General features: G+C 72.1%; 21 protein-coding genes. 3 read left to right on the top strand and 18 right to left on the bottom strand.

Annotated elements, in window-relative coordinates; translation table 11 throughout:
- Positions 1-24: 24 nt before the first annotated feature.
- The 8 genes from purF to AC1DQF_RS02960 form a co-directional block, all read right to left on the bottom strand.
- On the bottom strand, positions 25-1,554 hold the full coding sequence (purF, locus tag AC1DQF_RS02995; protein WP_477523725.1) for an amidophosphoribosyltransferase: 1,530 nt from the start codon (positions 1,552-1,554) through the stop codon (positions 25-27).
- 24 nt (positions 1,555-1,578) lie between these two features.
- Positions 1,579-2,073 carry a (2Fe-2S)-binding protein gene (locus AC1DQF_RS02990; RefSeq protein WP_477523724.1) on the bottom strand — a complete coding sequence of 165 codons (495 nt, stop codon included), beginning with the start codon at positions 2,071-2,073 and terminating at the stop codon, positions 1,579-1,581.
- Positions 2,074-2,083: 10 nt separating this feature from the next.
- A complete protein-coding gene (locus AC1DQF_RS02985; RefSeq protein WP_477523723.1) occupies positions 2,084-4,414 on the bottom strand; it encodes a molybdopterin cofactor-binding domain-containing protein in 2,331 nt (776 codons plus the stop codon).
- A gap of 133 nt (positions 4,415-4,547) precedes the next feature.
- Positions 4,548-5,900 carry a M20/M25/M40 family metallo-hydrolase gene (locus tag AC1DQF_RS02980; RefSeq protein WP_477523722.1) on the bottom strand — a complete coding sequence of 451 codons (1,353 nt, stop codon included), beginning with the start codon at positions 5,898-5,900 and terminating at the stop codon, positions 4,548-4,550.
- 38 nt (positions 5,901-5,938) lie between these two features.
- Positions 5,939-6,739, bottom strand: a complete 801-nt coding sequence (locus tag AC1DQF_RS02975) for a GNAT family N-acetyltransferase (RefSeq protein ID WP_477523721.1) — start codon at positions 6,737-6,739, stop codon at positions 5,939-5,941.
- On the bottom strand, positions 6,740-7,120 hold the full coding sequence (locus AC1DQF_RS02970; RefSeq protein ID WP_477523720.1) for a sterol carrier family protein: 381 nt from the start codon (positions 7,118-7,120) through the stop codon (positions 6,740-6,742).
- A 34-nt stretch (positions 7,121-7,154) separates the two neighbouring features.
- Positions 7,155-8,024: an alpha/beta hydrolase family protein gene (locus tag AC1DQF_RS02965; RefSeq protein ID WP_477523719.1), complete on the bottom strand. Its 870-nt coding sequence runs from the start codon at positions 8,022-8,024 to the stop codon at positions 7,155-7,157.
- Positions 8,025-8,027: 3 nt separating this feature from the next.
- Positions 8,028-8,591 carry a winged helix-turn-helix domain-containing protein gene (locus tag AC1DQF_RS02960; RefSeq protein WP_477523718.1) on the bottom strand — a complete coding sequence of 188 codons (564 nt, stop codon included), beginning with the start codon at positions 8,589-8,591 and terminating at the stop codon, positions 8,028-8,030.
- 68 nt (positions 8,592-8,659) lie between these two features.
- On the opposite strand from AC1DQF_RS02960, the gene AC1DQF_RS02955 reads away from it, so the two are divergent.
- A complete protein-coding gene (locus AC1DQF_RS02955) occupies positions 8,660-9,928 on the top strand; it encodes an MFS transporter (protein ID WP_477523717.1) in 1,269 nt (422 codons plus the stop codon).
- A gap of 18 nt (positions 9,929-9,946) precedes the next feature.
- Here AC1DQF_RS02955 and purL read toward each other — a convergent pair whose 3' ends face one another.
- Both purL and AC1DQF_RS02945 read right to left on the bottom strand, forming a co-directional pair.
- Complete coding sequence (purL, locus tag AC1DQF_RS02950; protein ID WP_477523716.1) at positions 9,947-12,253, bottom strand: phosphoribosylformylglycinamidine synthase subunit PurL; 2,307 nt, start codon at positions 12,251-12,253, stop codon at positions 9,947-9,949.
- Between the two features lie 43 nt (positions 12,254-12,296).
- A complete protein-coding gene (locus AC1DQF_RS02945) occupies positions 12,297-12,575 on the bottom strand; it encodes a hypothetical protein (protein WP_477523715.1) in 279 nt (92 codons plus the stop codon).
- Positions 12,576-12,679: 104 nt separating this feature from the next.
- Here AC1DQF_RS02945 and AC1DQF_RS02940 point away from each other — a divergent pair, with 104 nt between their 5' ends.
- Both AC1DQF_RS02940 and AC1DQF_RS02935 read left to right on the top strand, forming a co-directional pair.
- Entirely contained in the window at positions 12,680-12,802 is a 123-nt protein-coding gene (locus tag AC1DQF_RS02940; protein ID WP_477523714.1) for a hypothetical protein, read from the top strand.
- A gap of 168 nt (positions 12,803-12,970) precedes the next feature.
- Complete coding sequence (locus AC1DQF_RS02935; protein WP_477523713.1) at positions 12,971-14,404, top strand: glycoside hydrolase domain-containing protein; 1,434 nt, start codon at positions 12,971-12,973, stop codon at positions 14,402-14,404.
- A gap of 41 nt (positions 14,405-14,445) precedes the next feature.
- Here AC1DQF_RS02935 and AC1DQF_RS02930 read toward each other — a convergent pair whose 3' ends face one another.
- The 8 genes from AC1DQF_RS02930 to AC1DQF_RS02895 all read right to left on the bottom strand — a co-directional run bounded on the left by AC1DQF_RS02930 (position 14,446) and on the right by AC1DQF_RS02895 (position 19,633).
- On the bottom strand, positions 14,446-14,889 hold the full coding sequence (locus AC1DQF_RS02930; protein WP_477523712.1) for a DUF3817 domain-containing protein: 444 nt from the start codon (positions 14,887-14,889) through the stop codon (positions 14,446-14,448).
- Positions 14,886-15,554 carry a phosphoribosylformylglycinamidine synthase subunit PurQ gene (gene purQ, locus AC1DQF_RS02925; protein ID WP_477523711.1) on the bottom strand — a complete coding sequence of 223 codons (669 nt, stop codon included), beginning with the start codon at positions 15,552-15,554 and terminating at the stop codon, positions 14,886-14,888. Before purQ ends, AC1DQF_RS02930 begins: the two co-directional genes overlap by 4 nt.
- 49 nt (positions 15,555-15,603) lie before the next feature.
- Positions 15,604-15,879, bottom strand: coding sequence for a phosphoribosylformylglycinamidine synthase subunit PurS (gene purS, locus AC1DQF_RS02920; protein ID WP_477523710.1), 276 nt, complete (start codon positions 15,877-15,879; stop codon positions 15,604-15,606).
- Positions 15,880-15,964: 85 nt separating this feature from the next.
- Positions 15,965-16,150 carry a hypothetical protein gene (locus AC1DQF_RS02915; RefSeq protein WP_477523709.1) on the bottom strand — a complete coding sequence of 62 codons (186 nt, stop codon included), beginning with the start codon at positions 16,148-16,150 and terminating at the stop codon, positions 15,965-15,967.
- Entirely contained in the window at positions 16,147-17,703 is a 1,557-nt protein-coding gene (locus AC1DQF_RS02910; protein WP_477523708.1) for a long-chain-fatty-acid--CoA ligase, read from the bottom strand. Before AC1DQF_RS02910 ends, AC1DQF_RS02915 begins: the two co-directional genes overlap by 4 nt.
- A gap of 32 nt (positions 17,704-17,735) precedes the next feature.
- Positions 17,736-18,179 carry an SRPBCC family protein gene (locus AC1DQF_RS02905; RefSeq protein ID WP_477523758.1) on the bottom strand — a complete coding sequence of 148 codons (444 nt, stop codon included), beginning with the start codon at positions 18,177-18,179 and terminating at the stop codon, positions 17,736-17,738.
- Positions 18,176-19,072, bottom strand: coding sequence for a phosphoribosylaminoimidazolesuccinocarboxamide synthase (locus AC1DQF_RS02900; RefSeq protein WP_477523707.1), 897 nt, complete (start codon positions 19,070-19,072; stop codon positions 18,176-18,178). The genes AC1DQF_RS02905 and AC1DQF_RS02900 overlap by 4 nt, the downstream gene beginning before the upstream one ends.
- Positions 19,073-19,081: 9 nt before the next feature.
- Positions 19,082-19,633, bottom strand: a complete 552-nt coding sequence (locus AC1DQF_RS02895) for an antibiotic biosynthesis monooxygenase (RefSeq protein ID WP_477523706.1) — start codon at positions 19,631-19,633, stop codon at positions 19,082-19,084.
- Positions 19,634-19,662 lie beyond the last annotated feature (29 nt).

Below are 19,662 nucleotides of genomic sequence, written 5' to 3'. Positions count from 1 at the left end.
TGCTGGGATGGGTACGGCGAGTGGTCAGGGGTTGTTGAGCACGGGCAGCGCGACCCGGTCGGAGGCCGGCTCGAGGATGCCCTTGCCGAGCCGCTCGGGCTCGGGCAGCGGGATCGGGTAGACCCCGTCGAAACAGGCGCGGCACAGGTCGTCCATCGGCACCGAGGTGGCCTCGACGAGGTCCTCGAGGTCGATGTAGCCGAGCGAGTCGGCGTCGATCGAGCGGCAGATCTCGTCGGACGTCAGGCCGTTGGCGATGAGCTCGGCGCGGGTCGCGAAGTCGATGCCGTAGAAGCAGGGCCACTTGACCGGCGGCGAGCTGATCCGCACGTGCACCTCGCGGGCGCCGGCCTCGCGCAGCATCCGCACGAGCGCCCGCTGGGTGTTGCCGCGCACGATCGAGTCGTCGACGACCACGAGGCGCTTGCCCTCGATGACGTCGCGCAACGGGTTGAGCTTGAGCCGGATGCCGAGCTGGCGGATGGTCTGGCTGGGTTGGATGAAGGTGCGCCCGACGTAGGAGTTCTTGACCAGGCCCATGCCGTAGGGGATGCCCGACTCCTCGGCGTACCCGATGGCCGACGGGGTGCCGGACTCGGGGACCGGGATGACCAGGTCCGCGTCGGCCGGGAAGGCCTTCGCGAGCCGACGACCGATCTCGACGCGCACGCTGTGCACCCGCTGGCCGGTGATGACGGTGTCGGGGCGGGCGAGGTAGACGAACTCGAAGAGGCAGTGCTTGGGCGCCGGCTCGGCGAACTGCTGGGTGCGCAACCCGTCCTCGTCGACCGCGACCATCTCGCCGGGCTCGATCTCGCGGATGAACGAGGCACCCACGATGTCGAGGGCGGCGGTCTCCGACGCGATCACCCAGCCGCGCTCCAGGCGGCCGAGGACCAGCGGGCGGATCCCCTGCGGGTCGCGGGCGGCGTACAGCGTGTGCTCGTCCATCCAGACGAAGGAGTAGGCGCCCTTGATCTGCGGCAGCAGGTCGGCGGCCCGCTCCTCCACCGTCTGGCCGGGGTGGTGGGCGAGGAGCTGGGTGACGACGGAGGTGTCGTTGGTCGACGCGGGCGGCATCCGCATCTGGAGGTCCAGGTGCTCGACGCCCTCGGCCCCGACGACCATCGCGGCCAGCTCGGGGGTGTTGATCAGGTTGCCGTTGTGGGCCAGCGCGATCGAGCCGGTCGCGGTGGGGTGGAACGTCGGCTGCGCGTTGTGCCAGGTGCTCGCGCCCGTCGTGGAGTAGCGCGAGTGCCCGACGGCGACGTGGCCCTTGAGGGACTCCAGCGTCGACTCGTCGAAGACCTGCGACACCAGGCCCATGTCCTTGTAGACGAGGATCTGRCGGCCGTTGCTCACCGCGATGCCGGCCGACTCCTGGCCGCGGTGCTGGAGCGCGTAGAGCCCGAAGTAGGTGAGCTTGGCGACGTCCTCCCCCGGGGCCCAGACCCCGAAGACACCACAGGCGTCCTGGGGGCCCTGGTCGTGGGGGTCGATGGCAGCCGTCAGACGGCCGTCACCGCCCTTGCGCTTGCTCGTCGGCGTGGGCACGCGGCGATTCTACGGGCCGCGGGCTCACATCCGTTCCGCCCCGTCCACGATGGCCTCGCGGATCCGGGTGTAGGTGCCGCACCGACAGATGTTGCGGATKCCGTCGAGGTCGGCCTCGGTGATCTCGCGGCCCTCCGCGCGCACCTTCCTGGCCAGGGCCACGGCGGCCATGATCTGGCCCGGCTGGCAGTAGCCGCACTGCACGACGTCGCGGTCCAGCCACGCCTCCTGCATGGGGTGCAGGCCGTGGTCGCCGCGCTTCTTCTTCGCGACCTGCTTCGGGAGCCCCTCGATCGTGGTGATCTCGTCGTCGGCCTTGAGCCTGCCGACCGGCACCGCGCAGGGGTTGAAGGCCTTGCCGTTGATGTGCGACGTGCAGGCCTTGCACACGTTGATGCCACAGCCGTACTTCGGGCCGGTCACGCCGAGGCGGTCCCGCAGCACCCAGAGGAGACGGACGTCGTCGGCGACGTCCACGGTCACGGTCTTGCCGTTGAGGATGAAGGTCTGGCGAGGCATGGGGGTCTCCTCAGGAGGTCAGGTCGAGGCCGTTGGTGGGCGACTGCGGGATCGGTGGGACGAAGGGCTTGGGGGTGAAGGAGAGGTCCTTGTGGTTGATCGGGAAGTACGTCGGGACGGTGCCCGTCGCACGCGCGTAGGCGCAGGCCACCGCCGCGAACGTCGCCGCGACACCCGCCTCGCCCGCGCCACCCGGCTGCTTCTCGGTCGAGGGCATCACGATCACCTCGACGGCCGGCGGGGTGTTCCACTGCCGCGTGTAGAAGTAGTTGTCCCAGCTGGCCTCGAGGAAGTGCCCGTCGCGCAGGTGCAGGCTCGACGTCAGGGCGAGGGCGATGCCGTCGTTGATGCCGCCCTGCATCTGGGCCTCGAGGCCGCGCGGGTTGATCGCGAGACCGACGTCGACGGCGTACGTCACCCTGGTGACCCGGGGCCCGGTGACCGCCTCGCGGATCGTGCGGCCCGTCGTGCCGGGGCGGCAGTCGATCTCGACCAGGCACGCCGACACGCCCTTGTACTCCTTGTGGATCGCGATGCCCTGGGCGGTTCCGGCCGGCATCTGCTTGCCCCACTCGCCCACCTCGGCGACCTTGTCGAGCACGGCGAGCAGGCGCTCGTTGCGCTGGAACTTGCGGCGGAACGCGTAGGGGTCGAGGCCCATCTTCGCCGCGAGCTGGTCGACGACGAGCTCGCTGGCGACGCGGACGTCGGGCGAGTAGATGTTGCGCATGGACCCGGTGTTGAAGCGGTCGTCGGTCTCCACGAGCGTCTGGGTGACCGCGCCGAAGTCGTAGGGCACCTCCTGGGTCAGCGCGAAGATCGTCTCGGCGAAGCCGAGGTTCCCCAGGCCGGCCGGCAGGTCGGCGGCCTTGGCGGTGATGATCTCGCCGAGCCCGTGGCGGAAGTCGGTCTCCACGCAGGTCAGCGACTGGTTGAACGCGAGCACCTCCTGGCCCACGACGGTGGCCTGGACCCGGCAGGTGCCCATCGGGTGCCCCCGACCGACCCGCGCGTCGTCGGCGCGGTGCCACATCAGCTTGACCGGCCTGCCCATCGCCTGGGAGATCTCGGCGGCCTCGAGGGCGCCGTCGAAGAACAGCCTGCGCCCGAACGAGCCGCCGGCGGTGACCACGTTGACCGTCACCTGGTCGACGCGCATCCCCAGCCTTTCGGCGATCTGCTCCTGTGCCACCACCGGCGACTTGAGCCCCGCCCAGATGGTGGCCCGGTCGGAGCGCACGTCGGCGATCGCCGAGTTGGTGTCCATCGCGGAGTTGCTGCGGAAGTAGAACGTGAAGTCCCCACCGACCGTCTGGGCGAGCGGGTTGCCGGGCAGCGCCGGCATCGGCAGCTGGGCGGACCGCAGCCTGCGCAGGACGGTCGCGTCGCTCTCGCCGGCCACCGGGCCGTCGGCCCACTGCACGTCGAGCGCCCGCACCGCGTCGATGCACTGTCCGAAGGTCTTCGCCCGCACGGCGACGCCGAAGCTCACCTGCTCGACGTGGGTGACCCCGGGCATCCGCGTGACCTTGCCCTTGTTGCGCACCCGCACGGGGGTGCCGTTGAGCGTGGGCGCCCGGCAGACCATCGTCGGGAGGGCGCCCTTGACCTGGATGTCGGTGGTGAAGTCCTTCTGCCCGGTCACCGCCGCCAGCGCGTCGACCCGGTTGGTGGGCGTGCCGACGATCGAGAAGTCGGCCTCACCCTTGAGCTGGACCTCGATTGCGCGGGTGGTGGGGCTGGCCGCGCGCGACGCCAGCTCGGCGTACGTCACGGACGAGCCGTCGGGGGCGGTGATGACGCCGCCCTTGGCCACCAGGCCGGCGACGGCGTCGCCCAGGACGATCGCCGCCGCGTCGAGGAGCGCGGCGCGGGCCACCGCGGCCGCGACGCGGATCGGGGTGTACGTCGAGATGGTGGTGTTGGAGCCACCGGTCAGCTGGTTGAAGACCAGCTCGGGACGGGCGGGCGCGAGGGTGACCTCGACCTTGTCGAGCGGCAGGTCGAGCTCCTCGGCGATCAGCATCGCCGTCGAGGTGGTGATGCCCTGTCCGACCTCCATGCGCGGCAGCGCGAAGGTCGCGGTGCCGTCCTCGCGGATCACCACGGTGATGAGGTTCGCCGTCGGTCGCGCCGCGTCGGTGAGCAGGTCGTTGAGGTCGTAGAGCTCGGGGACCTGGGGCGGCGTCGGGATCTCGGCGGAGGCCGGCGGCGCGTCCAGGAGGCCGAGGTCGGCGGCCGCGACCAGCGTCGTACCGGCCAGGACGTAGCCGAGGAAGCGACGACGGTCGAGCGGCAGCGTGGTGGGCGTGGTCGTGGGGGCGGGGTGTGGTGCGTTCATCGCGGGGGATCACCCGATCCGGTGCAGCCCCGGCAGCCTCCCGGGGCGGAGGTCCCTCCCAGGACCGCAGCCCACTATGACAGCAGCACTGTCACTTTCCAAGGGCGAGGTTGGCGCGCGTTCCGGTGGCGCTTCAGGCCCCGAGGTTGCGCAGCAGGAACGCCTCGGCGAGCACGACCTTCTCGAACTCGGCGAGGTGGAGCCCCTCGTTGGCGCCGTGGGCCCGCGTGTCGGGGTCCTCGACGCCGGTCACGAGCACGCTGGCCTGCGGGAACGCCTCGAGGAACTCGGCGATGAAGGGGATCGAGCCGCCCACGCCCATGTCGACCGGCTCGGTGCCGTCCCAGGCCTCCGCGAAGGCGTTGCGGGCGGCGTCGTACGCCGGACCGGTGGCGTCGATCTGGGTGGCCTCACCGGTGTCGACGACCGTCGTCTTCAGGGTGGCGCCCCACGGCACGTGCGCCTCCAGGTGGCGCTGGAGGCACTCGACCGCGTTCTCGGTGTTGTCGCCGGGAGCGATGCGCATGCTGATGCGGCAGCGGGCCGCCGGGACGAGGGTGTTGGAGGCGCCCTCGACCTTGGGGGCGTCGAAGCCGGTGATGCTGACCGACGGCTTGGTCCAGAGTCGCTCGACGACGCTGCCCTCGCCGATCCACTCGATGCCGGGGGCCGCGCCGGACTCGGCGCGGAGCCGGGCCTCGGGGTACTCCACGTCGGCGGCGGGGCCGGAGAAGAGCCCCTCGACGGCCACGTTGCCGGCGTCGTCGTTGAGGCTGGCGATGAGCCGGCTCAGGGCCATGATCGAGTCGGGCACGAGGCCGCCCCACATGCCGGAGTGGACGGCGTGGGTCAGCGTGCGGACCTCGACGTCCATCCGGACCAGGCCGCGCAGGCTGGTGGTGAGAGCGGGTTCCCCGATGTCCCAGTTGCCGGAGTCGGCGATGACGATGACGTCGGCGGACAGCCGCTCCTTGTGGGCCTCGAGGAGCGCGACGAGGGTGTCGGAGCCGACCTCCTCCTCGCCCTCGATGAACATCACCAGGTTGACCGGGAGCTCGTCGCCGAAGATGCGGACGGCGCCGAGGTGGGCGGCGATGCCGGCCTTGTCGTCGGCGGCACCTCGCGCATAGAGCCGGAGGTCGCCCCGCCCGTCCTCCCTGGCTGTGGGCTCCCACGGCGGGGAGTCCCAGTCGGCGTGGTCGTTCTCCGGCTGGACGTCGTGGTGGGCGTAGAGCAGGACCGTGGGCGCACCCTCGGGGCCGGTCTTCTTGGCGATCACGGCCGGCGGGGCGCCGTCGTGGGCCCGGACGATCTCGGCGTCGAAACCCTCGGCGGCGAACAGGTCGCGCGTCGCCTCGGCGCTGCGCTCGACCTCTCCGGCACGCGCCGGGTCGGCGCTGACGGACTGGATGCGGACCAGGTCCTCGAGGTCCTGGTGGATGCCGGGGAGCACCTCGGCGAGGCGGGCGCGGATGTCGATCGTCATGACTCGCACCCTAGTGGGGGGCACCCTCCCCGCAAGGGTCAGGCCCAGGTGCCCGGTCGCCGCTCCAGCGTGTTGTGCCGCTCGACGTCGGTGAAGCCGAGGCTGCGGTAGATCCGGATCGCGTCGCCGTCGGTGTCGGCGGCGATCACCAGCACCTCGATGCGGTACGTCGCGAGCGCGTGCTCCCCGGCCGCGTGCACGACCGCGGCGGCCAGACCCTGGCGCCGGTGGTCGGGGTGGGTCTCGACGCTCTGGTAGCGCGCGATGCCGGCGTGGGTGACGAAGATGCCGGCCGTGCTGACCAGCTCGCCGTCGACGAAGGCGCCGTACCGCCGGCCGAGGCCGCGCGCGACGAGCCCCCGCTCCTGCGCGCACTTGCGGCGCGCGTAGGTCATGAAGGTCGCCTCGTCGGTCTRGGACCACAGGTGGTGGCTGAGCCGTGCCCGTCCCTCCCAGTCGTCGTCGCTCTCGAGGGGTCGGACCTCGACCTCCTCGGCGACCGGGCGCGGCGCCACGAGCGCGCCGGTCGTGAGCACGGTGCCGACGTCGACCTCCATGCCGGCCTTGGCGAACGGCTCGAGCGCCTCGGTGAGGTCCTCGGCTCCGTCGACGCCGATCGAGACGTGCTCGGCGAGTGGGAACTCGGTGTGGAACGCACCGATCACCTCGCGCTCGCCGCCGGGGACGGGCAGCCCGCGCAGCAGCAGGAAGTTTCCCCAGAAGTACGTCGGGTTCTCGGGCGTGCGGATGACCAGGTGGGTGCCGCGGTCCTCGATCTCGCTGCCGGTCATCTCCAGCAGGCGCAGGTCGGTGCGGAAGCCGAGGGAGCGGATGTCCATTCAGTCCTCGTTCGTCGTGGCAGTCGTGGTGGCAGTCGTGGTGAGGGGGAGGTACGGCGTGAGGTCGGTCCGCTCGCCGCTGGCGATGACCCGTCCGCGGGCGATCGCCTCGTGCCAGGCGAGCTCGCCACTGGCGACTGCGATCCAGGTCTCGGGGTCGGTCTCGACGACGGCCGGCGGCGTGCCGCGCGTGTGCCGGACCCCGGGGATGACCTGGGCGGCGGCGACGGGCGGCACCCGGACCTCGACGGAGTTGCCGGGAGCACGCTCGGCGAGCACGGCGAGGAAGTGCTTGACGAGCAGGCGATCGTCGGCCGCGGACCGCGACGCCAGGGCGGCGGCGACCGCAGCGGGATCGGCGACTCGGAGGCGGGCGGGCACGGGGGGAGGTTATCCCCCCGCCTGGCGGCGAGCCTCAGGCGATGTCGTCCAGCACGGCCACGATGTCGGCCCACGCCGGCGCCTCGACGTCGATGACGCCGAAGTGGCCGCCCTCGACCTCGACCAGCTCCGCCTGGGCCCCGGCCCGGCGGGCCGCGGCGACGTAGTCCTGCGACTGGCTCATCGGCACGATCGGGTCGTCGGCGGCGTGCACCATCCAGGCGGGCACGTCGAGGGGGACGTGGCGCATCGGGTCGGCCAGCTCGTAGTCGAGGTCGTCGGGCGCGCTCCCCATGAGGGCCTCGACCGCACCGTCGCCCAGCTGCTGGTCGTAGGCGGCGGTGAGGTCGACGACGCCCGCCTGCGACACGACGTGCGTCACGGGGACCCGTGTCGGCCACGGCTCGAACCGGTCCCGGGCGGCCGCCCAGGTGGCCAGGTGGCCGCCGGCCGAGTGGCCCAGGGCGACGAGGGTCGAGGTGTCGACGTCGGTGCCGGCGAGCGCCTCGATCGCGGCGTGCACGTCGTCGAAGGTCTCCGGGAAGCCACCGCCGTTGCCGACCCGGCGGTACTCCACGTTGAGCGTGGTCCAGCCCTGCCCGGTGAGGTCGGCGGCGAGCGGTTCGCCCAGCGACGCGTCGTACTCGGCCTTCCAGAAGCCGCCGTGGAGGACCACCACCACGCCTCGGCTCGTCCCCTCGGGGCGTCGCAGGTCCGCCCACTGGGAAGGATCCTCGCCGTAGGTGAGGCGCTCGGTCATCGACTTCTCCTGCTTCTCGCCGGTGCCGCGGTCGGCGGCTCGGGTGCCATCCTCGCGGAGGTCGCCGTCGGTGGCACACGCGGTCGTCAGGGGCGCCAGCGCGACCGTGACGAGCAGGGTGCGGCGGCGTACCGACCGGGCCACCCCTCAGGCCTCGGGATAGGGCTGGACCAGCTGGAACACGAGATAGGTCCGCCGGTCGGGGTCGCGCCCGCGGGTCCGCTCCGCCCAGGCCTCCACGAGGTCGTCGAGCTCCTCGCGGAGCTGGTGGGCCTCCTCGTCGGTGAGCTTGAGGGCGTGGTCGGAGGCGGTGAACATCCCGCTCCCCTTCGGGTGGTCGGTGGCGAAGGCCCGGTCGACGACGTGATGGCCCCACGCCTGCTTGTTGTCGCGGAACACCCGGACCGCCGCCTTGCCACCGGGCGCCCCCTCGAGCTCGGTCAGGTTGACCGCCATCGCCGAGCGCGACGCGGCCCGCCACACCCGGTCGCGCTTGTCGCGCCCCTCCTCGGGCGCCTCCTCGACCAGGCCGTACTTCGCGAGCTGGCGCAGGTGGAAGCTCGCCTGGTTGGCCGGGATGCCCAGCTCGCGGGCCACGTCGGCGGCCCGCACGGGGCCGGAGGCCTCGATCTCGTCGAGGATCCGCGTCCGGACGGGGTGGGCGAGCGCGCGCAGCACCCGCGGGTCGTCGACACGCTGCGGTTCGGCCATGCCACCACCCTAGCCGATTTGCGCACGTACTATTGCGCAACAGTTCTTGCGCACCTTATGGTGCGGATATGACCGGCTATCGGCACCTCGCCCGCAACCACGACTTCACCGCCCTGTGGGTCGGCCAGACGCTCAGCGAGCTCGGCAGCCGGGTGAGCATGTTCGTGTTCCCGCTAATCACCTACGCGCTCACCGGCTCGGCGCTCCTGGCCGCGGCGGCCGAGGCGCTGCACCTGCTCGGGATGGTCGCGATGCTGCTGCCGGCCGGGGTGATGGCCGACCGGGTGCACCGGCTGCGCCTGATGCGCACGGCCAGCGGCGCGGGCGTGCTGCTCCACGCCTCGCTCGTCGTCGCCGGCGTGGCCGGCGCGCTCACGGTCCCGCACCTGCTCGTCGTCGCCCTCCTCACCGGAGCGTGCGCAGGGCTGTTCGCGCCGGCCGAGATGTCGGCCGTGYGGGCCGTCGTACCGGACGAGGACCTGCCCACGGCGCTGTCCCAGCAGCAGGCACGCCAGCACGTCGCCGGCCTGGTCGGCGGCCCGCTGGGGGCGGCGCTGTATGCCGTGACCCGGTGGGCGCCGTTCTGCTTCGACGCCCTGACGTACGCCGCGAGCTGGCTGCTGCTGGGACGGATCCGCACCGACCTGTCCGCGCCCCCACGCACCGGCCCCGCCAAGCGGCCGGTGCAGGACCTCGCCGAGGGGATCCGCTTCCTGCTCTCCGAGCCGCTGCTGCGGACCCTGCTGTGCTGGTCGCCGCTGGCCAACCTGACCATCAACGCGGTCTTCTTCGTGGCCGTGCTGCGGCTCATCGAGTCGGGCGTCGATCCCTTGGCCCTCGGGCTGGTCGAGACCGCGGCCGGCGCGTTCGGGATCCTGGGCGCCCTCGTGGCGCCGTGGCTGATCGAGCGCTGCGCCACCGGTCGGCTGACGGTGCTGGTGGCATGGAGCTTCGTGCCGCTCATGGTCCCGCTCGTCTTCTGGAACCACCCGGCGGTGGTGGCGCTCGCGCTGTCCGTGGGGATCTTCCTCAACCCGGCCGGCAACGCGGGGATCGGCGCCTACCGGGTCGCCGTCACGCCCCGGGAGCTGCTCGGACGCTCGCAGGCGACGATGAGCTTCGTGTCGATGTCCGTGATGCCGCTGGCCCCCGTGCTCGCCGGGCTGCTGCTCTCGACGCTCGGTGGCAGCGGTGCCGTCACGGCGCTCATCGCCGCCTGCGGGGTGGTCGCGCTCGTGCCGACCCTGAGCCGGAGCGTGCGCTCGGTGCCCCGCCCGGCCGTGTGGCAGGCGGAGCTCGCCGCGCGCGAGCCCGCGCCGGTCGTCCCGGTCGCGTGAGTCGGGTGCGCGGTCGGTTCAGGCCAGGGCGGCCGGCAGCGTCGCGCTCCAGGCGTCGCGGAGCTCCGCGACGGGCACCTCGAAGTGCCCCTCGACCGAGAGCGCGTCGCCACCGGTCTGCCCGAGGGGCGTGAGAGGTACGCCGTGGTGCTCGGCCAGCGCGACGAGGCGGTCGGCGTTGTCGGTGGTCACCGTCACGATGGCGCGTGCAGCGGACTCGGAGAAGAGGGCGACGAAGCCGTCCCCGCCGGCCACGCCGGCCAGCGACACCGAGACCCCGATCCCGTTGCGGAAGGAGGCCTCCGCCAGGGCCTGCGCCAGTCCACCGTCGGACAGGTCATGGGCACTGGTGACAACTGTATCGCGCGACGCGTCGGCGAGCAGGTTGCCGAGGGCCTGCTCGGCGGCCAGGTCGACCCGCGGCGGGAGGCCGCCGAGGTGCTCGTGCACGACGTGCGCCCACTCCGAGCCGGAGAGCTCCTCGCGGGTCTCGCCGAGCAGGAAGACGCGCTCGCCCGCGGCACCGAAGTGGCTCGACGTGCGCTTGGTGACGTCGTCGATCACCCCGAGCACGGCAACCACCGGCGTCGGGAGGATCGCGGTCTCGCCGGTCTGGTTGTAGAGACTCACGTTGCCGCCCGTGACCGGGATGCCCAGCTCGAGGCAGCCGTCCTTGAGCCCGCGGCAGGCCTCGGCGAACTGCCACATCACGTCGGGGTCCTCCGGGGAGCCGAAGTTGAGGCAGTCGGAGATCGCCAGCGGCCGGGCGCCGCCGGTGGCCACGTTGCGGTAGGACTCGGCCAGCGCCAGCTGGGCGCCGGCGTAGGGGTCGAGCTTGGCGAAGCGGCCGTTGCAGTCGGTCGCGACCGAGACGCCGAGGTTGGTCTCGGGGTCGACGCGCACCATGCCGCTGTCGTGCGGCTGGGCGAGCACGGTGTTGCCGCGCACGTAGCGGTCGTACTGGTCGGTGATCCACGACTTGTCGCAGAGGTTGGGGCTGGCGACCAGGCGCAGCAGGGTCGCGCGCAGGTCGTCGCCCGACTCCGGCCGGGCCAGCGCCTCGGCGCCGTCGGCCTGGAGGGCGTCCTGCCACGACGGGCGCGCGTAGGGCCGCTCGTAGGTGGGTCCGTCGTGCGCGACCGACCGCGGGGGTACGTCGACGACGCGCTCGCCGTGCCAGTCGATCTGGAGGCGGCCGGTGTCGGTCACCTCGCCGACGACGACGGCCTCCACGTCCCACTTGGCGCAGATCGCCATGAAGGCGTCGACGTCGCCGGGTTCGACGACAGCCATCATCCGCTCCTGCGACTCGCTCATGAGGATCTCCTCGGGCGCGAGCGTGGAGTCGCGCAGCGGCACCCGGTCGAGCTCGACCTGCATGCCGCCGTCACCGGCGCTGGCCAGCTCGGACGTCGCGCAGGAGAGCCCCGCGCCGCCGAGGTCCTGGATGCCCGCGACGAGACCCGCGGCGAAGATCTCCAGGGTGCACTCGATGAGCAGCTTCTCCATGAACGGGTCGCCGACCTGGACGCTGGGGCGCTTGGCGGGCCCGTCCGCGTCGAAGGTCTCCGAGGCCAGCACCGAGACGCCGCCGATGCCGTCCCCGCCGGTGCGGGCGCCGTACAGGATGACCTGGTTGCCGACGCCGGACGCCTTGGCGAGGTGCAGGTCCTCGTGCCGCAGCACGCCCACGCACAGCGCGTTCACCAGCGGGTTGCCGAGGTAGCTGCTGTCGAAGACCGCCTCGCCGCCGATGTTGGGCAGGCCGAGGCAGTTGCCGTAGCCGCCGACGCCGGCCACGATGCCGGGCAGTACCCGGTGGGTGTCGGGTGCGTCGAGCGGGCCGAAGCGCAGGGGGTCCATCACCGCGACGGGGCGGGCACCCATGGCGAGGATGTCGCGGACGATGCCGCCGACACCGGTTGCGGCGCCCTGGTAGGGCTCGACGTACGACGGGTGGTTGTGCGACTCAACCTTGAACGTGACCGCGTAGCCCTGGCCGATGTCGAGGACGCCGGCGTTCTCGCCGATGCCGGCGAGCATCTTGCCGACGGGGGTCTCCTGCGGGATCTCGGAGAACTGCTTGAGGTGCACCTTGGACGACTTGTAGGAGCAGTGCTCGCTCCACATGACCGAGTACATCGCCAGCTCGCTGCTCGTGGGGCGGCGGCCGAGGATCTCGCGGATCCGGGCGTACTCGTCGGACTTCAGTCCGAGGTCCGCCCACGGCTGGTCGCGCCCCGGGTCGCCGGACGCGACGGCGACGGTGTCGAGGGTGCTGCTACGTGTGCTGATGTCGGGGAAGGCCTGCTGGGTCTCGGGCACGGGCGTCAATCTACCGGCCCAGGCAGCCGCACCGAGCCGTCGGTCAGTCGGTGGCCTCGTCCGGCTCGTCGGCCTCCGGGGACCGCCGCCGCTCGGCACGACGTGCGGCGCGCGCGGCCTGCCGCTCCTGGACGACGAGCTTCTTGGCCGCCTTGGCCTCCGACCTCTCCCGGACCAGTCGTTCCTCGCGCTCGGCGTCGGTCTCGGTCAGCGTGACGGACCGCGACCCGGCGGCACCCGGCCGCACGGCCCCGGTCCGCGAGGTGGCCCCGGTGCGGCTGCCGCCCCGCGCCGAGCCCTGTCCGCCGCGCCCCGTCGTCATCCCCGGGGACATCGCCGGGTGGGCCGGCTCGAGCCGACCGTCGCGGCGCCGGCGAGGACTCGTGGGAGTCGGTCTTCGAGGGCCGCTCCCCGCACGCCCACCTGATGCAGTCCCACCTCACCGCCTTGGTGGAGGAGCACGGCGAGGACCTCGCGCTGGCCTGGGAGGACCTGGTCGACGCGGAGCTGGACAAGGGCAACGACCTCGAGGCCTGGCGCGACGCCTGACCCCCCTCCGAGCGCGCCGCGAGTGCCCGGTCACGTCATGTCGCCGAGCCGTCCGGCGAACTACTCCCGTGTAGTTCACGCGAAGCGCTGTGACTGGTGTGACGGGTGTGATTACAGTGGCCTGCCGTCGACCCGGAGACGGCCAGTCACCGAGTCGTGGGAGTCCCCGTGCGCCGCCGTACCAGCCAGCTCGTCACCGCCGCCCTGAGCACCGCCGTGGTCCTCGCCGGCACGTTGCTCGCCGCCCCGGCGCCGGCCGTGTCCGACACCGCCGCCCCGAACGCCCGGCTCGCCAAGGCGGCCCAGGTCGTCGCGTCGACGCCCGGTGACTTCACCGGCCAGGGCTTCGACCAGTGCGTCGCACCGACCCAGGCTGCCATGGACGCGTGGATCACCCACTCCCCCTTCCGCGCCGTGGGGATCTACATCTCCGGAGACTCCCGCGCCTGCCGCACCCAGCCCAACCTCTCCCCCACCTGGGTGGCGACGCAGGTGGCGCGCGGCTGGCGGCTCCTGCCGATCGCGTTGGGTCCGCAGGCCTCCTGCCTCGACCGGTTCCCCCGCTACAAGGACGACTTCACGATCAGCCCGACCGCCACCGCCGACTACTCCGCCGCCCGCGCGCAGGGCGTCGTCGAGGCCGACAAGAACGCCACCGACGCGGCGGCGTACGGCATCCCCGCCGGCAGCACGCTCTGGTACGACCTCGAGGGCTTCGACCTGACCAACACCGCCTGCCGCGAGTCGGCGCTGCGGTTCGTCTCCTCCTGGGTGACCCGGACCAAGGAGCTCGGCTACGTCGCCGGGTTCTACTCCAGCGCGAGCTCCGGCATCAAGATGCTCGACGACGCCCGCCTCAAGCGGCCCGGCCAGTTCGCCCTGCCGGACCGCATCTGGATCGCGCGCTGGGACGGCGTGGCGAACACGTCGACGAGCTACATCGGTGAGGACGGGTGGCGACCCGGCGGCCGGATGAAGCAGTACCGGGGTGGCCACAACGAGACCTGGGGCGGCGTGACGATCAACATCGACAGCAACTACCTCGAGCTCAGCGGGTCCGGCGCTCCCGCTCCCGCTCCCGCGCCCGCGCCGGCACCGGCACCGGCGCCTGCTCCCGCACCTGCGCCCGCGCCCGCGGCGGAGACCCACTGCGCCGGCACCCGGGTGGACTTCCCGGCGTACTACACCCTCAAGCCGCGGGCAGCCAGCCGGACCCGCACGCTCGCCCTGCAGTGCCTGCTCAAGGAGAAGAAGCGGTACGCCGGAAAGCTCGACGGTGTCTACGACCGCGAGACCCGTCGCGCCGCCGGCGCCTGGATGAGGTCGCGATCGTTCACGCCCACGCGCACCTGGCGACGCAAGAACTGGGTCGCGCTGCTCGCCGGCCAGGACCGGCCGGCCCTGGCCGTCGGCGCCACCGGTCCCGCCGTCTCGCGGGTCCAGCGGGCGCTGACCGCGGCCCGGCAGCGGGTCGCGGTGACCGGGACCTTCGACGAGGCCACCCGGACCGCGCTGCTCGCATACCAGGCGCGGGTCGGAGCGACGCCCACGGGCACGACGGACGCCGCCACGTGGCAGAAGCTGGCCAAGGGTCGCTTCTGACGGCACCGGGCGCGTCAACGCACTGCGGCCGGGGAACCGGGTCAGGCGGGTGGGCCGACGAGCAGCGCGACGCCGGTGAGCGCGAGCACCGCGACGACCCCGATGCCGAGGGCGCGACGCTGGTGCTCGAGCAACCACGACACGGCGCGCTGCGCAGCGCCCGAGCTGTCGGGACGCGAGAGCCAGGAGTCGCCGAGAAGGCCCCGCCGGTCGGCGTACCGCTCGAAGGGCAGGGTCGCGAACGGCGGGACCGCGGCGGCGAGGCCGAGTGCGAGCCGACCGAGCGACCAGCGCTGGTCGGTGGCCACCAGGATCGTGACCAGGCCGTAGGCGATGAACACGATCCCGTGGACCATGCCGAAGATGCTCACGCCGAGCTCGGTGGTCCTCGTGACGTACTTCAGGAACATGCCGGTCAGCAGCAGGGCCCAGGTGATGGCCTCGGCGGTCGCGAGCGCGCGGAACAGCCGACGTGGGGTGGTCATGCGAACGTCGCCGCGGCGAGCGAGGTGAAGAAGCCCAGCCCGTCAGTGCCGGGACCGCACAGGTCCTCGACGGCGTGCTCGGGGTGGGGCATCAGGCCGACCACGTTGCCGCGCTCGTTGGTGATGCCAGCGATGTCACGCAACGAGCCGTTGGGGTTGCCGTCGAGGTAGCGCGCCACCACGAGGCCCTCGCCCTCGAGCCGGTCCAGGGTGGGCTCGTCGGCGACGAAGCCCCCCTCGCCGTTCTTGAGGACGATGGTGACCTCGGCACCCTCGGCGTACGACGACGTCCACGCGGTGCGGTTGTTCTCGATGCGCAGCCGCTGGTCGCGGCAGACGAACGTGCGGTGGTCGTTGCGGATCAGCGCGCCGGGGAGCAGGTGCGACTCGCACAGGATCTGGAAGCCGTTGCAGATGCCGAGCACCGGCATCCCCTTGCCCGCAGCCTCGATGACCTCGGTCATCACCGGCGCGAAGCGCGAGATCGCCCCGCAGCGCAGGTAGTCGCCGTAGGAGAAGCCGCCGGGCAGCACGACGGCGTCGACGCCATGCAGGTCGTGGTCGCCGTGCCACAGCGCGACCGCCTCGTGGCCGCCGAAGCGGACCGCCCGCTGCGCGTCGACGTCGTCGAGCGAGCCGGGGAAGGTGACGACTCCGACCCTCATGCGGGGCCACCGCGGAAGTGGGAGTGCAGCGAGCAGTTGCGTGGGGTGATCACAGCTTGTGCTTCCCGCCGGCCGCGTCGTCACCCTCGACGTGGACCTCGAAGTCCTCGATCACCGGGTTGGAGAGCAGCGTCTCGGCCATCTGGGTGACCTCGGCGAGGGAGGCGTCGGAGGCCTCGCCCTCGATCTCGAGCTCGAAGCGCTTGCCCTGGCGGACGTCGGTGACACCGGCGAACCCCAGCCGCGGCAGGGCGCCGAGGACGGCCTTTCCCTGCGGGTCGAGGATCTCGGGCTTGGGCATGACATCGACCACGTATCGGGCCACGGGACGCTCCTGGGACGGCGGCGGGGTGCCCCCCGATCCTATCGGCGACGCCACCGGAGGCCACACCGCGTCCGGGACCGACGCGTCAGGTGCGCCGGGCCGAGACGATGAGGACCGCGACGCCGAGTCCCGCGATGATCGGCCCGGCGATCGCCCAGAACGACGAGCCGGTCATCGCCGAGCCGCCGACGTAGCCGAGCCCCTGGAGGGTGAAGAGGGTCCCGAAGACCACCATCACCACGCCGAGGGGGATGCCGATGCTGCGCCTCACTTCAGCTCGCGCTTGAGGATCTTGCCGGTGGCGGTCATCGGGAGCGCGTCGACGAGCTCGACGATGCGGGGGTACTTGTAGCCCGCCATCTGCTCCTTGCCCCACTCGACGAGCTCCTCGGGAGTCACGTCGACACCCTTCTCGGGGATGACGACGGCCTTGATCTCCTCGCCGTGGCTCTCGTGGGGGACGCCGATCACGGCGGCGAGGCTGACCGCGGGGTGCGTCATCAGCACCTCCTCGATCTCGCGCGGGTACACGTTGTAGCCACCGCGGATGATCATGTCCTTGGAGCGGTCGACGATGTAGTACCAGCCGTCCTCGTCCTTGCGACCGAGGTCACCGGAGCGGAACCAGCCGTCGTGGATCGCGTCGGCGGTGGCGTCGGGGCGGTCGTGGTAGCCCTTCATGATGTTGGGGCCCTTGATGGCGATCTCGCCCACGTCGCCCTCGGCGTCGTCCCAGCTGCCCGGCTCGGGGTTGATCAGCCTCATCTCGACGCCGGGGATCGGGATGCCGATCGACCCGACGCGGACCTTCTCGCCGTACGGCGAGAAGCTGGCCACCGGTGACGTCTCCGACAGGCCGTAGCCCTCGAGGATGGTGACGCCGAACTTCTTCTCGAAGTCCTTGTGGACCTCCACCGGCAGGGCGGACCCGCCAGCAGCGGCGATCCGCAGGTTGTCGGCCAGCGCGTGGGCGTCGACACCGGAGTCGGGGAGCGCGCCGAGCAGTCCCCAGTACATCGTCGGGACGCCGGCGAAGAAGGTGACGCCCTCCTTGACCATCGTCTTGAGCGCGGCGTCGGCCTCGAAGCGGGGCAGCATCACCACGGTGCCGCCGTACGCGAAGCCGGAGTTCTGGATGACCGTCTGGCCGAAGGAGTGGAAGAGCGGCAGCACGCACAGGTAGGTGTCGGGTCGGTCGGCGTCGGCGCCGAACAGGTCCTTGCCGGCGATCGCGTTGGAGTGCATGTTGCGGTGCCGCAGCTCGGCGCCCTTGGGCTGCCCGGTGGTGCCGGACGTGTAGAGGATGACCGCGGTGTCGTCGTCGTCCACGGCCACGGTCTCGAAGGTCGCCGGCTGGCCGGCCAGGGCCTGCCCGAGCGTCTCGGTGCCCTCGATCGGCGAGTCGGACGTGGGGTCCACGGTGATCACGAGGAAGTGCTCGCAGCCCTCGGTGGCCTGGAACCCCTCGTACCCGGCCTGCCCGATCGGCAGCTCCGGGGTGCCCTCGAAGCAGAGGTAGGCCCTCGCGTCCGAGTCGGCGAGGTGGTAGGCCACCTCGCGGCCCTTGAGCAGCACGTTGAGCGGCACCACGGTCGCCCCGGCCTTGAGGATCCCGTAGTAGACGATCGGGAAGTACGGCAGGTTCGGGCAGCTCAGCGCCACCTTGTCGCCGGGCTCGATGCCCCGGGAGACCAGCAGGTTGGCGACCTGGTTGGCGGCGCCGTTGACCTGCGCGTAGGTCAGCCGGGTGTCGCCCAGGACGACGGCCTCCCGGTCGGCGTACGTGCTGGCTGAGTCTTCGAGCAGCGAGGAGAGGTTCGGCATGGCGCCAACCTACTCAGCGGTCGTGACGCCCGTCACCCGTCGTCTCGCGCTGCGTCCTCGGCCAGGATCCTGCCGGCCTTGCGGACGTCCGCGGCGACAGCCGGTCCGGCCAGCCGACCCGCGACAGCCGCGGGCACGGCGTAGACCCCGCGGCCACCGACGTCGCCGCTGATCTCGACACGGCAGCCACGTGGCGTACGGGCGAAGTCGAGGGTCAGCGTCGCGGCCACGCCGCGCCACCAGCCACGCTCGGCCCACACGAGCGGCGGGTCCATCTCGATGATCTCCATCTTGGGACGCACGCCGACCGAGGTGGTCTCCTGCCAGCGCTGCCCCAGGTGCGGCTCCTCGTCGACCGGCACGGTGACCGAGCGCAGCGAGGACTGCCACTGCGGCCGGTTGCGGGGGTCGGAGAGATAGGCGTACGCCGTCTCGAGGGGGACGGGCAGGTCGACGCTCGCGCGGAAGGCGGTCAGAACGCCTCCCCGGTCAGTCGCTCGTAGGCCTCGACGTAGCGCGAGCGGGTGCGCTCGACGACCTCGGGCGGGAGCGGTGGCGGCACCTCGCCGGAGGTCCGGTCCCAGCCGGACTCGGGCGAGGTGAGCCAGTCGCGGACGATCTGCTTGTCGTACGACGGCTGCGCGCGGCCGGGCTGCCAGGCGTCGGCGGGCCAGAAGCGCGACGAGTCGGGCGTGAGCACCTCGTCGGCCAGCACGGTGGTGCCGTCGGGCCGCGCGCCGAACTCGACCTTGGTGTCGGCCAGGATGATGCCGCGGGTGCGGGCCAGCTCGTGGGCCCGGCCGTAGACCTCCATGGTGAGCATCCGCAGCTCGGCGGCCTCGTCGTCGCCGACGGCCTCCACGACCGCCTCGTAGTCGACGTTCTCGTCGTGGTCGCCCACGGCGGCCTTGGTCGCCGGCGTGAAGATCGGCTCGGGGAGGCGGGAGCCGTCCTGGAGGCCGGCGGGCAGCTTGATGCCGCACACGTGGCCGGTGTGCCGGTAGTCGAGGAGCCCGGACCCGGTGAGGTAGCCGCGGGCGACGCACTCGACGGGATACATGTCGAGGGGCTCGCACACCACCGCCCGGCCGCGGACGGCCTCGGGCACGTCGGTCGACACGACGTGGTGCGCGACGAGGCCCTTGAGCTGGTCGAACCACCACAGCGACATCCGGGTGAGGATCTCGCCCTTGTCGGGGATGGTCGTGTCGAGCACGAAGTCGTAGGCAGAGATCCGGTCGCTGGCCACCATGAGCAGGCGGCCGGCGTGCTCACCGGACTCGATGCGGTACAGGTCGCGCACCTTGCCGGAGTGCAGGTGGGTGGCGCCGTCGAGCGCCGGGGCGTCGGGGATGTTGTGGTCGGCCACGTGGCGACCCTAGCGGTGCAGCCACCAGGACATCTTGCGGGTGATCCACGGCAGCAGCACGTAGGTCATCAGCGGCGTCATCACCAGCACGGTCAGGAGCACCCGCAGCGGCAGCGGCCACTCGATGACCGGGGTGTGTCCCAGCACCCAGTTGGCGGCCAGGCTGAGCGGGAAGAAGACCATGAAGATGGTGCAGGCCTGCTTCCACCGCGGCGGCGCCGCGGGGGTCGGGGTGAGGGACTCGACGGCGGCGGGCTCGTCGAACCAGCCCTCGATGCCCGTACGCCGCTCGGTCCGCGTCGACTCGATCCGCCCCTGGGCCGCCTCCAGCCACCACGCGCGCTGCGGGCTGGCCTCCCACCGGGCCAGGGCGTCGGCGTCGGCGAAGCGGTAGAGCATGTGCCACTCCGGCGACTCCTCGGAGGGCCGCACCCAGCCGGACCCCAGGAACCCGTCGAAGTTCTCGGCCAGGGACGTGCCGGCCTGCACCCAGGCGCGCATCTCCGTCTCCTGGGACGGGTCGATGTGCCGGGTGACCGAGACGGTGACGGGAGCGGACATGGGAGCCATTGTCGCGGCGAGCGGGGCGT

It is taken from the genome of Nocardioides sp. P4_G4 (assembly GCF_056401085.1).
This window is presented reverse-complemented; position numbering and strand designations above follow the sequence as displayed.

What these genes read in the sequence shown, in the direction of transcription:
- AC1DQF_RS02985 (WP_477523723.1), bottom strand. Translation starts at nt 4,414, where the DNA reads ATGAACGCACCACACCCCGCCCCCACGACCACGCCCACCACGCTGCCG.
- AC1DQF_RS02980 (WP_477523722.1), bottom strand. Translation starts at nt 5,900, where the DNA reads ATGACGATCGACATCCGCGCCCGCCTCGCCGAGGTGCTCCCCGGCATC.
- AC1DQF_RS02960 (WP_477523718.1), bottom strand. Translation starts at nt 8,591, where the DNA reads ATGGCCGAACCGCAGCGTGTCGACGACCCGCGGGTGCTGCGCGCGCTC.
- AC1DQF_RS02945 (WP_477523715.1), bottom strand. Translation starts at nt 12,575, where the DNA reads ATGACGACGGGGCGCGGCGGACAGGGCTCGGCGCGGGGCGGCAGCCGC.
- AC1DQF_RS02940 (WP_477523714.1), top strand. Translation starts at nt 12,680, where the DNA reads ATGCAGTCCCACCTCACCGCCTTGGTGGAGGAGCACGGCGAGGACCTC.
- AC1DQF_RS02930 (WP_477523712.1), bottom strand. Translation starts at nt 14,889, where the DNA reads ATGACCACCCCACGTCGGCTGTTCCGCGCGCTCGCGACCGCCGAGGCC.
- purQ (WP_477523711.1), bottom strand. Translation starts at nt 15,554, where the DNA reads ATGAGGGTCGGAGTCGTCACCTTCCCCGGCTCGCTCGACGACGTCGAC.
- AC1DQF_RS02910 (WP_477523708.1), bottom strand. Translation starts at nt 17,703, where the DNA reads ATGCCGAACCTCTCCTCGCTGCTCGAAGACTCAGCCAGCACGTACGCC.
- AC1DQF_RS02895 (WP_477523706.1), bottom strand. Translation starts at nt 19,633, where the DNA reads ATGTCCGCTCCCGTCACCGTCTCGGTCACCCGGCACATCGACCCGTCC.